Below are 14,024 nucleotides of genomic sequence, written 5' to 3' on the forward strand. Positions count from 1 at the left end.
AAACATGATAAAAACATTTTTACAAAACCTGCTCCGTATAGTATAATGGGCAATGCAATGAAAAGCACAACACAATACATAGGAACAGGAGAAAACTATGGATTTATTTACATTATTTACACTGGCGGTTGGCCTGTCCATGGATGCGTTTGCTGTCTCCATCTGCAAAGGGCTTTCCATGGAGAAGCTGAGTATAAAGAACATGGCAGTGGTAGGTCTCTGGTTTGGGGGATTCCAGGCTCTGATGCCGGTCATCGGCTATCTGCTGGGAGTACAGTTCAAGGATAAAATAACTGCAATTGACCACTGGATCGCATTCATCCTGCTGGGATTTATCGGTGTCAATATGATTCGGGAATCCCTGGATAAAGAGGAATCCTGCCCCGTGGCAGGAGTGGATGCAAAGACCATGTTTCCTCTGGCTGTGGCAACCAGCATTGATGCACTGGCGGTGGGGATCACCTTCGCCTTTTTGGATGTGGCGATTGTGCCGGCGGCCAGCTTCATCGGTATTGTCACATTTGTCTGTTCCGTCTTTGGGGTAAAGGCAGGAAATGTCTTCGGCATGAAGTACAAATCCAAAGCGGAACTTGCCGGTGGTATTATCCTGGTACTTCTGGGGCTCAAAATACTGCTGGAGCATCTGGGAATACTGGGGTAAACAAAAAAGGAAAAAGAGAGAGGAGAAATGAGATGAAAAAATTATTCAAAAGCCTTCCTGTGCGTCTGCTGATCGGAGTAGTCCTGGGTATGGTCATCGGCCTTATTGCCAATGAGGCTGTCATGAATGTGGTGGTAACTGTCAAATACATTCTGGGGCAGGTCATCACCTTCTGTGTACCGCTGATCATCATCGGATTTATTGCGCCTTCCATTACCAAGATGGGAAACAATGCCTCCAAAATGCTGGGGGTGGCACTGGCAATCGCCTATATTTCCTCCATCGGAGCCGCGTTTATGGCTATGGGAGCGGGATACGGGCTGATTCCCCATCTGTCCATACAGTCTGAGGTGGAAGGACTGAAGGATCTGCCCGGCGTGGTGTTTCAGCTTGATATCCCGCAGATCATGCCGGTTATGAGCGCGCTGGTGTTCTCCATTATGCTGGGACTGGCGGCAGCGTGGACGAAAGCCCGCTACACAACGGCCATTCTGGATGAATTCCAGAAGATCGTGCTGAAGATTGTAACCAAATTTATTATCCCCATTCTGCCGTTCTTCATCGCTTCAACCTTCTGCGGACTGGCATATGAAGGGACGATCACAAAACAGCTCCCTGTTTTCCTGAAGGTCATAGTCATCGTTATGGCAGGACATTACATCTGGCTTACACTGCTGTACGTCATAGCCGGTGCATATTCGGGAAAAAATCCGCTGGAAGTGCTGAAATATTACGGCCCCGCGTATCTGACTGCCGTAGGTACCATGTCAAGCGCAGCTACTCTTGCAGTAGCGCTTGAGGGTGCCAGAAAATCAAAGGTTCTCAGAAAAGATATGGTGAACTTCGGTATTCCGCTATTTGCCAATATCCATCTGTGCGGCTCTGTCCTGACCGAGGTGTTCTTTGTCATGACAGTGTCAAAAATACTCTACGGCGAGCTGCCGTCTGTGGGTATGATGGTTCTGTTCTGTATGCTTCTGGGCGTATTCGCCATCGGAGCACCGGGTGTGCCGGGCGGTACGGTTATGGCGTCCCTGGGACTGATCACAGGTGTCCTTCTCTTTGACGAGACAGGTACCGCGCTGATGCTCACCATCTTTGCTCTGCAGGACAGCTTCGGAACCGCCTGCAATGTAACAGGCGACGGTGCCCTGACCCTGTTTTTGACAGGATACGCTGAGAAACACCATGTGGAGGAGCAGGAGCTGAATATAGAATTCTGATAAGTATCTCCCCGGAAAAAATCCGGTTCTGCGCGCGGGCTGTATATCATGCAGTCCGGCGCATGAAACCCCGGAGAAAGCAGAAAGGACTGCAGTCGCCGCATAGTACATGCAGTTCAGGTACTGTACTGAAAAAAACACATAGAAACGGATGTCTTTTCGGAAAAAACACTTGTGTTTGCAGGGCGAATATGATAAAGTATAAAACGTTGTGAAAGCAACGGCTCTGGAGAGTCTCAGTAAGAGCGCCGAAGGTGTACAGCAGTTTCATCAGCTGCCAATCTCTCAGGCAAAAGGACAGAGTATACACAGATAATATCTTGTATATGTTTTGTCGTACTCTTATGGAGACTGTGGGAAGCCACAGTCTTTTTTTGTTTCGTTATAAACGGAAGAAAACAGAAAAAAAAGAGAGGACGGAAGAAAAAATGTTACAGGTAATTTTGCAGGAATTGAATCGCTTTATCACTTGGTTTGATCAGGTAGTGTGGGGACCGCCACTGATCATTTTGATCCTCAGCACAGGTATCTATCTGTCTGTGAGGATGGGTTTTTTACAGATTCGCCATCTGGGAAAAGCACTGAAATTCATGGTTAAGAATGAGAATGGCGGAAACGGCGAGGTGACCAGCTTTGGTGCTCTCTGTACAGCCATGTCAGCTACTATCGGAACAGGAAATATTGTAGGAGTGGCAACAGCTCTTGCGGCAGGCGGGCCGGGGGCACTTTTCTGGATGGTACTGGCAGCCTTTTTCGGAATGGCAACCAAATACGCGGAGGGTGTGCTTGCCATCAAATACCGCACCATTGACGGGGACGGCCATGTGCTGGGCGGACCATTTTATTATATAGAAAACGGCATGGGAGTCAAATGGAGGTGGCTGGCCAAAATCTTCGCGTTCTTCGGAGCCGGCGTGGGCCTTCTGGGGATTGGTACCTTTACCCAGGTAAACGGTATATCCTCTGCTGTGTGCAACTTTTTTGACCCGGAGAAAACAAACACCATATCTGTATTCGGCGGCAGTTATTCCATAGCAACCGTCATTGCAGGGCTGATCCTGACCGTGTGCGTTGGTCTGGTGATCATCGGCGGGCTGAAAAGGATCGCGCAGGTTTCGCAGATTGTAGTGCCTTTTATGGCTGTATTGTATTTTGGATTTGCATTCATTATCCTTGTGACACATCTGGGAGCAATCCCGGCGGCGGTTGTGTCCATTGTGAAAAGCGCCTTTTCCGGCAGTGCGCTGGCAGGGGGAGCCATGGGTACCATGATCGTTGCCATGCAGAAGGGAATCGCCAGGGGTATCTTCTCCAACGAGGCAGGCCTCGGAAGCGCGCCTATAGCTGCAGCGGCAGCACAGACAAAATCACCGGTGCGCCAGGGTCTTGTATCCATGACAGGTACCTTTATTGACACCATTGTAATATGCACCATGACAGGTCTTTCCATCGTTGTGACCGGAACCTGGAACACCGGACTGGAAGGGGTAGCGATCACAACAGCGGCATTCCAGAAGGGGCTGCCGTTTCCGCCGGTTGTGGCGTCAGTGGTCCTCATGGTATGTCTGGTATTCTTTGCGTTTACCACCATCCTGGGCTGGAATTATTATGGGGAACGCTGTATTGAGTATCTCTTTAACAGAAACAGAAAAGTAGTCCGGGGATACCGCTGGCTGTATATCCTGGCAATCTTTATCGGGCCTTACATGACTGTGCAGGCTGTGTGGAATATTGCGGATATATTCAATGCCCTCATGGCCTTCCCGAATCTGATTGCGCTGGCGGCTCTGAGCCGTGTGGTGTTCGCGGAGACAAAGGCTTATTTCGGAAATGCAGATGATGTAAAAGAAGATTTGACGCCGGAGGTGCCGGCAGAATCATAACATAATCCGGAGGAAAAAACAGGTGCCCGCTGCTCAGGCAGGCATGATTTTTTTCCTCCGGACTTTTTATACAAAATAATTGGATAAAAATAGTAAAGATTAGGCTATGCAAACTCACAGAAATGTATTATAATAAGAACAAGATGATTTATCCGGTTTAAGGAAAATTAAGAGATTTGCTGTTGCAACTTGTCGAGAAAAAAGGTATCATGAAATGGAATATCTAGTGTAAGTGGAGATGGGAGTATAATGATGGAAGACGAAAGAGATCTGGAGTACGAGCGGCGGAGACAGGAACGCATGCGCAGACGAAGACTCGAAAAGAAACGGCAGATGCGCAGAAGAAGGATCATGCGCCTGGTAGCCATGGCAGCAGTGCTGGTGTTGGTGATCGGACTTGTGGGAACGGGCATACATAAGCTGATTTCGGGCAAGACAGGGGTACCGAAAGAGGGAACAGTGGAGGTGAAAGCCCAGACTACCACCCAGGAAGACACATCAGCGGCAACGAAACAGCCGGTCATGAGCGCGGCAGATTTGTCGAAGATGACATCCTCCGGTGTGATGGGCTGGCAGCAGGATGACAAGGGCTGGTGGTACCGCGACACGGACGGAACCTTTTTCAAGAACGGCTGGAAGGAGATTGACGGTTCCAAGTATTATTTTGATGAAAACGGCTACATGAAGACCGGATGGCTGGAACTTGACGGGGAAGACTACTTTTTTGATGACAGCGGAAAATACGACGAGACTAAGAAGCGTCCCATGGTGGCTCTGACTTTTGATGACGGTCCGGGGGAATATACGGAAGCCCTGCTGGATTGTCTCACAAAAAACAATGCGAAAGCTACCTTTTTCATGCTGGGGCCTCAGGCGCAGGCATATCCTGAGATTGTGAAGGATTTAAAGGATGCCGGAATGGAGCTGGGCAACCACACATGGAGCCATGAGAATCTGACTACCTTAGGCGCCAGCGGGGTAACAGAGGAAGTGACAAAGACCAATGAGGCGATCAAAAACGCAGCAGGAGAATCTGCAACGGTTATGCGTCCGCCGGGAGGCGCGTATAATGAGGAAGTCCAGGCTGCCATCGGAATGCCTCTTATCATGTGGAGCATAGATACAAAAGACTGGGCAACCAAGAGCGAGGACCAGACGTATCAGGTGACTGTGGACAATGTAAAGGACGGCTCTGTAGTCCTGATGCATGATATCCATGAATGGTCTGTGAACGCGGCAATCCGCGCGATTCCGGAACTGGTGGAACAGGGCTACAAGCTGGTGACCGTAAGCGAACTGGCAGAGGCTAAAGGCGTGAAACTGGAAAACGGTGCGGCTCATTACTTCTTTGGGGAAGGCGAGCAGCAGGTAGAGTGATACATAACCTCTCAGGCAGTAATGTCTGGGAGGTATTTTTTTCTCTTTTGACAAAACTGGTATGGTTAAAAATATTAAAACTGGCATTTGTAAAAAGGACAGATGACGGCTATAATTCATAACAACATAAATTTACAAAAGGTTTTCCCGAAAAGCAGCATAAAAGGCTGTCAGGATACTCTGTGGGAAGACGGAAAGGGAGTTAAAAATGGAAGACAGATACCAGTTAAATAAGGAGCTTGCACAGATGCTGAAGGGCGGTGTCATCATGGATGTGACCACACCGGAGCAGGCAGAGATTGCGGAGAAGGCAGGGGCCTGTGCTGTCATGGCGCTGGAAAAGATACCTGCGGATATCAGAGCAGCAGGCGGTGTGGCAAGGATGAGTGATCCCAAGATGATCCGGGGAATCCAGGCCGCTGTATCCATACCGGTTATGGCAAAATGCAGAATCGGACATTTTGCGGAGGCACAGATTCTGGAGGCTATAGAGATTGACTACATAGATGAGAGTGAAGTCCTCTCCCCGGCAGATGATGTGTATCATATAGACAAGAGAAAGTTTAAGGTGCCTTTTGTGTGCGGGGCCAAGGATCTGGGTGAGGCACTGCGCAGAATCAATGAGGGCGCATCCATGATCCGCACCAAAGGAGAACCTGGCACAGGCGATATTATCCAGGCTGTGCGCCATATGCGCATGATGCAGTCAGAAATGCGCCGGATCACTTCCATGGAGGAGGATGAACTGTACGATAAGGCAAAGGAGCTGGCAGTTCCCTATGATCTGCTGATGTATGTGAGGGAGCATGGAAAACTGCCGGTAGTGAACTTCGCGGCAGGCGGTGTGGCAACTCCCGCGGATGCCGCGCTGATGATGCAGCTCGGCGCAGAGGGGGTATTCGTAGGTTCCGGTATCTTCAAGTCCGGCAATCCCGAGAAACGGGCAGCAGCCATTGTGAAGGCCGTCACAAATTATAAAGACGCAAAAATGATCGCGGAACTCTCCATGGATTTGGGCGAAGCCATGGTGGGAATCAATGAGCAGGAGATTGCGCTTCTCATGGCGGAGAGAGGCAAATGATGCGGGCAGGTATTCTGGCACTTCAGGGTGCCTTTGCAGAACATAGAAATATGCTGGAACGTCTCGGAGCAGACTGTGTGGAGATTCGGCAGCGGACTGACTTCCGTGAAAATCTGGATGCGCTGGTCCTTCCGGGAGGAGAGAGTACAGTCATGAAGAAACTGCTCACAGAGCTGGAGCTTCTGGAACCGATCAGGAAAAGCATAGAGGCTGGCATGCCTGTCATGGGGACCTGTGCCGGGCTGATTCTGTTGGCAGAAAACGTGGTGGGAGGGGAGCCCTGCTTCGGAACCATGCCGGTCACTGTCAGGCGGAACGCCTATGGCAGACAGTTGGGAAGCTTTCAGACAGTGGAGGAGATGAAGGGTGCAGGACAATTTCCCATGACCTTTATACGGGCGCCTTATATTGAAGAAGTCCGTGATGGTGTGGAGGTCCTTGCAGTCACAGGAGGTAAGATTGTGGCAGCCCGTTATGGCAGACAGTTAGGTCTGGCCTTTCATCCGGAACTTACCGACAACCCGGATATACACAGGTATTTTATAGAAGAGATCTGCAGAAAATAACATGCCTGCAGGGGAGTTTAGGAAGGGGAGGTCCGTTTGCGGACCTCCCTTGTAGATTCAGGATTTCTTATTCCCCGTAATAAGCCTTGAGATAGAGTTCTTTCATCTCAGACATCAGCGGATATCTGGGGTTGGCGCCGGTACACTGGTCATTGAAGGCGTCCTCCACCATTGCGTCCAGAGTGGCCAGGAAAGCTTTTTCTTCCACGCCGTATTCCCGGATCGTCCGTTTGATCCCGACTCTTTCTTTCAGCCGGGCAATGGCTTCGATGAAATTTTCAAACACTTCATCATCGTTTTTGCCCTTGATGCCGATGAAGCGGGCAACCTCGCAGTATCTCTCCTTTGCGTGAGGATAAGGATACTGGGAGAAGGTTCCCATCTTAACGGGAGCCGGGTCCGCGTTGTAGCGCATGACAAGCTCGATCAGCAGGGAGTTGGCGATGCCGTGCTGGATATGGTGGTAGGCACCAAGTTTATGCGCCATGGAGTGGCAGATGCCGAGAAATGCATTGGCAAAGGCCATACCTGCCAGGGTGGAGGCATTTGCCATCTTCTCCCTGGCCACCGGGTCGGCAGCGCCGTTCTCGTAAGCGGACGGCAGATAATCAAATATGAGCTGGACAGCTTTCAGTGCAATACCGTCCGTATAATCTGTAGCCATGATGGACGCGTATGCTTCCAGGGCATGGGTCAGCGCATCAATACCGGAGGAACTGGTCAGTCCCTTTGGCTGGCTCATCATGAAATCCACGTCTATGATCGCCATGTTGGGAAGAAGCTCATAGTCCGCGATGGGCCATTTGGTTCCGGTGGTCTTGTCTGTGATGATGGCAAAGGGTGTTACCTCTGAACCTGTACCTGAAGAGGTGGGGACAGACACCATCATTGCCTTTTCTCCCATTTTCGGGAATTCGTAGACTCTCTTGCGGATATCCATGAAATCCATAGCCAGATCCTCAAAGCTGCATTCCGGGTGTTCATACATAAGCCACATGATCTTGGCTGCGTCCATGGCAGAACCGCCGCCCAGGGCAATGATCACGTCAGGGCCGAAGGCATTTAACTGCTCCAGGCCTTTCTGGGCGCACTGCAGGGTGGGGTCAGGTGTTACATCGAAGAAGCAGCTGTAAGGAATGCCCATCTCATCCAGTTTGTCCGTAATGGGTTTTGTGTGGCCGTTCTGGTAGAGGAATGTATCAGTTACCAGGAAGGCTTTCTTTTTGCCGTATACATTCTTCAGCTCATCGAGAGCCACCGGCAGACAGCCTTTCTTGAAATATACCTTTTCCGGGACTCTGAACCAAAGCATGTTCTCTCTCCTTTCGGCAACGGTTTTGGTATTCAGCAGGTGCTTCACACCCACGTTTTCGGATACAGAGTTGCCGCCGTAGGAACCGCAGCCCAGGGTCAGGGACGGAGCCAGCTTGAAGTTGTAAAGGTCACCGATTCCTCCGTGTGAGGACGGGGTGTTGACCAGGATGCGGCAGGCCTTCATGCGGTCTGCGTGCTGTGCCATCTTCTCCGTCTGGGACGGATGGATGTACAGGGATGCAGTATGTCCATAGCCGCCGTCTTTGATCAGCTGGTCAGCCATGTCAAGTGCAGTATCAAAATCCTTTGCCTTATAGAGGGCAAGGACAGGTGATAATTTCTCATGTGCAAAAGGTTCTGAGACATCCACAGAAGTCACTTCGCCGATCAGGATCTTTGTCTCTTTCGGTACTGTGACACCTGCCATCTCAGCAATGACTGCCGCGGGCTGGCCCACAATCTTGGGGTTTACAGTCCCGGCTTCTGTCAGGATGATCTTGCGTACCTTGTCAAGGTCTGTCTTATTCAGTACATGGCAGCCTCTTTTAACAAATTCCTTCTTAACATCATCGTAAATGTCGGCAATCGCAGTGACAGACTGTTCGGATGCACAGATCATACCGTTGTCAAAGGTCTTGGAATGGATGACAGAATACACGGCAGTGGGGATGTCACAGGAACTGTCCATGATGACAGGTACATTGCCCGGGCCTACGCCGATTGCCGGTTTCCCTGAGGAATAGGCGGCTTTCACCATTCCGGGTCCGCCTGTGGCCAGAATAACATCCACGGATTTCATCAGTTCATTGGAGAGTTCAATGGTAGGTTCTTCAACCCAGCCGATAATGCCTTCCGGTGCCCCTGCTTTTACAGCGGCATCCAGCACGATCCTGGCGGCTTCAATGGTACACTTTTTGGCTCTCGGGTGGGGACTGATGATGATGGCATTTCTGGTTTTCAGACAGATCAGACATTTGAAGATAGCTGTGGATGTGGGGTTCGTGGTGGGGATGACCGCGCCTACGATACCGACAGGTTCAGCAATCTTTTTAATGCCGTATGAGGTGTCCTGTTCCACCACGCCGCATGTCTTTACCCGCTTATAGGTGTTGTAGGTATACTCCGCTGCGTAATGGTTTTTGATGACTTTGTCCTCCACAATGCCCATTCCGGTCTCGGCAACAGCCAGTTTTGCCAGCGGGATACGCTGTTTGTTCGCTGCCATGGCTGCCTCAAAAAAGATTCTGTCAACCTGCTCTTGTGTGAAGGCGGAAAACTTTTTCTGTGCTTCTTTCATGGAAGCGATTCGCTGCTGCAGTGCTTCCACGCTGTTGATGGGTTCCGGGGCTTTGTTCTCTGGTTTTTTTGCCATAGAAATCCTCCTTAAAATATTTGGTTTTTGGTTTGAGCCCTTACTCATTTTGAAGTACGTGAAGTTTTATGTTCCGTCTTGTCGGTTTGTGTAGATTATTTTACCATGAAATGGAAGATAAGACAACAAAAAAGAATTAGTATTTTGCATAAATTAATAAAAGTCTGAATATTACAGAATATTCTGAATAATAAAGACAAAAAAACACCGCCAATGCCCGTAAGGGAGATGGCGGTGTCTTCTGTTTTTATTTTTTATATCCTTCGCGTTTGCGCAGGCGGGAATCCAGGGTTTTCTTGCGGATTCTGAGGGACTTGGGAGTCACCTCAAGAAGTTCGTCTGTGTCAATGAACTCCAGAGCCTGCTCCAGACTCAGAACTTTGGGGGGAGTCAGCTTCAGGGCTTCGTCGGCGGAGGAGGAACGCGTGTTGGTCAGATGTTTCGTCTTACATACGTTCAGTTCGATATCCTCCGGTTTGGCGCTCTCACCGATTACCATACCGCTGTATACCTTCTCGCCGGCACCGACAAAAAGTGTACCTCTGTCCTGGGCGGAGAAGAGGCCGTAAGTAACGGTCTCGCCTGCCTCAAAGGCAATGAGGGAACCCAGCTTGCGGTAGAACATGTCGCCCTTATAAGGGGCATAGCCGTCGAAGGCAGTGTTCATGATTCCGGTGCCTTTTGTGGAGGTGAGGAAATCACCGCGGAAGCCGATCAGTCCTCTGGACGGGATATGGTATTCCAGACGGACGGTTCCGTCACTTGAGGGGCTCATGCCCTGCAGTTCACCTTTCCGTTCGTTTAATTTATTGATGATGGTTCCGGAGAATTCTTCGGGTACATCAATGTAGGCAATCTCGATAGGCTCCATCTTTTTGCCGCGCTCATCTTCATGGTAGATGACCTCTGCTTTGCTGACTGCGAATTCATAGCCCTCACGGCGCATGTTTTCAATCAGGACGGAGAGATGAAGCTCGCCTCGGCCTGATACTTTAAAGCAGTCAGTGCTGTCGGTATCCTCCACACGAAGGCTCACGTCAGTGTTCAGCTCGCGCATCAGGCGCTCCCTTAAATGGCGGGAAGTGATGAATTTACCTTCCTGACCTGCCAGGGGGCTGTCATTTACCAGGAAGTTCATGGAGATGGTCGGCTCGGAGATCTTCTGGAACGGAATGGCCTCAGGGTTTTCCGGTGAGCAGAGCGTATCGCCGATATGGATATCCGCAATACCGGAAATGGCTACAATGGAACCGATGCCGGCTTCTTTTACCTCTACCTTTCCGAGTCCGTCAAATTCATAGAGCTTGCTGATCTTTACTTTTTTCTTCTTGTCCGGGTCGTGGTGGTTTAAAAGGAGTACCTCCTGGTTCACGGAGATGGTACCGTTCTCCACCTTGCCCACGCCGATACGACCTACATATTCATTGTAATCAATGGTACTGATGAGTACCTGTGTGCCTGCGTCCGGGTCTCCGGTGGGAGCGGGGATGTATTTGAGAATCGTCTCAAATAACGGCTCCATATTCTCCGGTGAGTCGGATAAGTCCAGAACTGCATGGCCGGCTTTTGCGGAGGCATACAGGAACGGACAGTCGAGCTGGTCGTCTGAGGCATCCAAATCCATGAGAAGTTCCAGGACTTCATCAATGACTTCGTCAGGGCGTGCCTCCGGGCGGTCGATCTTATTGATACATACAATGACGTGCAGATCGAGCTCCAGAGCTTTTTTCAGTACGAATTTTGTCTGGGGCATGGCACCCTCGAAGGCATCCACCAGCAGGATAACGCCGTCCACCATTTTCAGGACACGCTCCACTTCGCCGCCGAAATCAGCATGGCCCGGTGTATCTATGATATTGATTTTTGTATCCTTATAGTAAATTGCTGTATTTTTAGAAAGTATCGTGATACCGCGCTCGCGTTCAATATCATTGGAGTCCATGACGCGATCCTGGACCTCCTGGTTTTCGCGGAAGACACCGCTCTGTTTCAGAAGCTGATCCACCAGCGTTGTTTTGCCGTGGTCAACATGGGCAATAATTGCTACATTTCTGATGTTTTCTCTTTTCGTTTTCATAAATAACCTCTTTTCTAAAGGAAAAACCGCTGATTTACGGCTAAATCCAGTCACATTTTATCACACTTATGAGTAAATACAAAGCAGAAATAAATATTTTTTCAAAAAAAATAAAAAAAGTTGTTCTAAAAAAAGTATAGCCAGAATAAATATGATATAGACAAAATACAAGTCAGAGGAAGGGGTAAATAATTCAATGGCAGATAAAATAATTGAAAACAATCAGGTATCCATCATGGGAGCCATCGCATCGGAGTTCGAGAAAAGTCACGAGGTATATGGGGAAGGATTTTACATGGTGGATGTGCTGGTCAAGCGTTTGAGCGGTTCCGAGGACAAAATACCGCTTATGGTTTCCGAGAGACTGGTGGATGTGACACAGAGCTATATCGGCGAGTACATACAAGTGCAGGGTCAGTTCCGCTCCTACAACAGGCATGAGGAGAAGAAAAACCGGCTGGTTCTCTCTGTGTTCGTGCGGGAACTGACCTTTGTGGAGGAAGAGGACGAATCCATAGAGACCAATCTCATCGAACTCAACGGATATATCTGTAAGCCTCCGGTCCACCGCATGACTCCGCTGGGCAGGGAAATTGCAGACATCCTGCTGGCTGTCAACCGGCCTTACGGAAAATCCGACTACATACCGTGTATCTGCTGGGGCAGAAACGCCAATTTCGCCAAATCCTTCGAGGTGGGCGGACGCCTGCATATCTGGGGCAGGATCCAGAGCAGGGAATATATTAAGAAGCTGAGTGAGACAGACACAGAAAAGCGGATTGCCTACGAGGTGTCCGTAAGCAAGCTGGAGTATGGGGAGACATACAGCTAAAACGGCAGAATGACTGCCTCCGAAATAAAAGAAGCCTGAGATTCCAATATTGCATTATTTGGCCATGTGTAGTAATATATACACAACTCTTAAATAAAGCGTCATAGAATCCGCAAGAGGTGTAATGTATGGAAAATGAAGGATTAGTGCAGATATACTGTGGACCCGGCAAGGGCAAAACCAGTGTGGCCATCGGGCAGGCAATACGCGCTGTCGGCCACGGGAAGACTGCCATTGTCATTCAGTGCCTGAAAGGAAGAGCAACTTCCGAACTGGATTACCTTTCTGTTCTGGAACCGAATGTAAGACTGTTCCGGTTTGAGAAGAAGGATAAGTATTACGAAGACCTGACCGACGAAGAGAAGCAGGAAGAGAACTGCAATATCAGGAATGGCCTTAACTATGCCAGAAAGGTATTGGTTACGCAGGAATGCGACATGCTGATTCTGGACGAAATTCTGGGAGCAGTGGAATTCGGTATTATAACCGAGGAAGAGGTGGAGGAACTGATTCGGACCAAGGATGAGGAGACAGAGCTGATCCTGACCGGAAATGTGGTTCCGGACCGTCTGAGGGAGGCAGCCGACAGGGTGGTTTCTCTGGAGGTTATAAAATAAAGGCTGCGCAGGCAGCCCAAAAGTTGCAGTTGACACAGGAAGAAAAAGCAGGAATGCAGACATAAGGAGGAGAAAAATGGCTATTTTTACAGGTGCAGGTGTGGCGATCGTTACACCTATGAAAGAAAATGGTGATGTAAATTTTGAAAAACTGGGAGAAATCCTGGAGGAACAGATTCAAGAGGGAACGGATTCCATTGTAATCTGCGGAACTACAGGAGAGTCTTCCACACTCACCCATGAAGAACATCTGGAGACCATTAAATACACAATCGACAAAGTGAATAAGAGGATCCCGGTAATCGCAGGAACCGGCTCCAACTGTACGGAGACAGCAATCTACTTATCCACAGAAGCTGAAAAGTATGGTGCAGACGGAGTTCTTCTTGTAACTCCTTACTATAATAAGGCTACTCAGAAGGGCCTCATTGAACATTACACGAAAATTGCCAATTCTATCAAGATTCCGGTGATCCTCTACAATGTGCCGAGCCGTACCGGCATTAATATCCAGCCTAAGACGGTTGCATATCTGGTGGAACATGTGGAGAATATTGTAGGTATCAAGGAAGCTTCCGGCGACATCGCGCAGGTTGCTGAGATGGCTGCCCTGACAAGAGGAAAGCTTGATATCTATTCCGGAAACGACAACCAGATCGTACCGCTTCTTTCCCTGGGCGGAAAAGGTGTTATCTCTGTGCTTTCCAACGTTGCACCGAGATTCACACATGATATGGTAGCAAAATATTTGAACGGAGACATAAAGGAGAGCTGTGATATGCAGCTTGATGCCATGCCTTTGATCAACGCTCTGTTCTCGGAAGTTAACCCGATCCCTGTAAAAGCCGCCATGAACCTTATGGGCATGGAGGTAGGTCCGCTTCGCTCACCGCTGACTGAGATGGAGGAGGCCAACAAGGAAAAACTGAAAGAGGAAATGGTAAAGTTTGGTCTGAAGCTGGCATAAACCAAACCATATCCGATTCGTAAAAAGACGGTAACTGTGAAGACCTGTGAAATC

11 protein-coding genes and 1 riboswitch are annotated in these 14,024 nt (G+C 49.3%); of the genes, 9 read left to right on the forward strand and 2 right to left on the reverse strand.

The window, feature by feature from the left end:
* Window positions 1-97: 97 nt before the first annotated feature.
* The 6 genes from V8Q34_RS07150 to pdxT all read left to right on the forward strand — a co-directional run bounded on the left by V8Q34_RS07150 (window position 98) and on the right by pdxT (window position 6,791).
* Window positions 98-661 carry a manganese efflux pump MntP gene (locus V8Q34_RS07150; RefSeq protein ID WP_033139092.1) on the forward strand — a complete coding sequence of 188 codons (564 nt, stop codon included), beginning with the start codon at window positions 98-100 and terminating at the stop codon, window positions 659-661.
* A gap of 32 nt (window positions 662-693) precedes the next feature.
* Complete coding sequence (locus V8Q34_RS07155) at window positions 694-1,884, forward strand: dicarboxylate/amino acid:cation symporter (RefSeq protein WP_033139091.1); 1,191 nt, start codon at window positions 694-696, stop codon at window positions 1,882-1,884.
* A gap of 216 nt (window positions 1,885-2,100) precedes the next feature.
* Window positions 2,101-2,195, forward strand: a riboswitch (glycine riboswitch).
* A gap of 117 nt (window positions 2,196-2,312) precedes the next feature.
* The gene (locus tag V8Q34_RS07160; protein ID WP_033139175.1) at window positions 2,313-3,767 is read left to right on the forward strand and encodes an alanine/glycine:cation symporter family protein; all 1,455 of its coding nucleotides are present in this window, start codon (window positions 2,313-2,315) and stop codon (window positions 3,765-3,767) included.
* Between the two features lie 249 nt (window positions 3,768-4,016).
* Window positions 4,017-5,144 carry a polysaccharide deacetylase family protein gene (locus V8Q34_RS07165; protein WP_033139090.1) on the forward strand — a complete coding sequence of 376 codons (1,128 nt, stop codon included), beginning with the start codon at window positions 4,017-4,019 and terminating at the stop codon, window positions 5,142-5,144.
* A 208-nt stretch (window positions 5,145-5,352) separates the two neighbouring features.
* A complete protein-coding gene (gene pdxS, locus V8Q34_RS07170; RefSeq protein ID WP_033139089.1) occupies window positions 5,353-6,225 on the forward strand; it encodes a pyridoxal 5'-phosphate synthase lyase subunit PdxS in 873 nt (290 codons plus the stop codon).
* Window positions 6,225-6,791: a pyridoxal 5'-phosphate synthase glutaminase subunit PdxT gene (gene pdxT / locus V8Q34_RS07175; RefSeq protein WP_103732503.1), complete on the forward strand. Its 567-nt coding sequence runs from the start codon at window positions 6,225-6,227 to the stop codon at window positions 6,789-6,791. The genes pdxS and pdxT overlap by 1 nt, the downstream gene beginning before the upstream one ends.
* 67 nt (window positions 6,792-6,858) lie before the next feature.
* On the opposite strand, the gene adhE is transcribed toward pdxT, so the two are convergent.
* Window positions 6,859-9,477, reverse strand: coding sequence for a bifunctional acetaldehyde-CoA/alcohol dehydrogenase (adhE, locus tag V8Q34_RS07180; RefSeq protein WP_103732501.1), 2,619 nt, complete (start codon window positions 9,475-9,477; stop codon window positions 6,859-6,861).
* 247 nt (window positions 9,478-9,724) lie between these two features.
* Window positions 9,725-11,554, reverse strand: coding sequence for a translational GTPase TypA (typA, locus tag V8Q34_RS07185; RefSeq protein WP_033139087.1), 1,830 nt, complete (start codon window positions 11,552-11,554; stop codon window positions 9,725-9,727).
* Window positions 11,555-11,750: 196 nt separating this feature from the next.
* On the opposite strand from typA, the gene V8Q34_RS07190 reads away from it, so the two are divergent.
* From V8Q34_RS07190 to dapA, 3 genes are all read left to right on the forward strand, one after another.
* Window positions 11,751-12,386: a single-stranded DNA-binding protein gene (locus V8Q34_RS07190; RefSeq protein ID WP_033139086.1), complete on the forward strand. Its 636-nt coding sequence runs from the start codon at window positions 11,751-11,753 to the stop codon at window positions 12,384-12,386.
* 128 nt (window positions 12,387-12,514) lie between these two features.
* On the forward strand, window positions 12,515-13,003 hold the full coding sequence (locus V8Q34_RS07195) for a cob(I)yrinic acid a,c-diamide adenosyltransferase (protein WP_033139085.1): 489 nt from the start codon (window positions 12,515-12,517) through the stop codon (window positions 13,001-13,003).
* A gap of 76 nt (window positions 13,004-13,079) precedes the next feature.
* Window positions 13,080-13,970, forward strand: coding sequence for a 4-hydroxy-tetrahydrodipicolinate synthase (dapA, locus tag V8Q34_RS07200; protein WP_033139084.1), 891 nt, complete (start codon window positions 13,080-13,082; stop codon window positions 13,968-13,970).
* The last annotated feature ends 54 nt before the right edge of the window (window positions 13,971-14,024 follow it).

The organism is Blautia sp. JLR.GB0024 (assembly GCF_037000545.1).
GTDB classification, from domain to species: Bacteria; Bacillota; Clostridia; order Lachnospirales; family Lachnospiraceae; genus Blautia; species Blautia celeris.

Bases quoted from the DNA above. Each gene is read 5' to 3' on its own strand.
- typA (WP_033139087.1), bottom strand. From the start codon at position 11,554: ATGAAAACGAAAAGAGAAAACATCAGAAATGTAGCAATTATTGCCCAT.
- V8Q34_RS07160 (WP_033139175.1), top strand. From the start codon at position 2,313: ATGTTACAGGTAATTTTGCAGGAATTGAATCGCTTTATCACTTGGTTT.
- V8Q34_RS07155 (WP_033139091.1), top strand. From the start codon at position 694: ATGAAAAAATTATTCAAAAGCCTTCCTGTGCGTCTGCTGATCGGAGTA.
- adhE (WP_103732501.1), bottom strand. From the start codon at position 9,477: ATGGCAAAAAAACCAGAGAACAAAGCCCCGGAACCCATCAACAGCGTG.
- V8Q34_RS07165 (WP_033139090.1), top strand. From the start codon at position 4,017: ATGATGGAAGACGAAAGAGATCTGGAGTACGAGCGGCGGAGACAGGAA.
- pdxT (WP_103732503.1), top strand. From the start codon at position 6,225: ATGCGGGCAGGTATTCTGGCACTTCAGGGTGCCTTTGCAGAACATAGA.
- dapA (WP_033139084.1), top strand. From the start codon at position 13,080: ATGGCTATTTTTACAGGTGCAGGTGTGGCGATCGTTACACCTATGAAA.
- V8Q34_RS07195 (WP_033139085.1), top strand. From the start codon at position 12,515: ATGGAAAATGAAGGATTAGTGCAGATATACTGTGGACCCGGCAAGGGC.
- V8Q34_RS07190 (WP_033139086.1), top strand. From the start codon at position 11,751: ATGGCAGATAAAATAATTGAAAACAATCAGGTATCCATCATGGGAGCC.
- pdxS (WP_033139089.1), top strand. From the start codon at position 5,353: ATGGAAGACAGATACCAGTTAAATAAGGAGCTTGCACAGATGCTGAAG.
- V8Q34_RS07150 (WP_033139092.1), top strand. From the start codon at position 98: ATGGATTTATTTACATTATTTACACTGGCGGTTGGCCTGTCCATGGAT.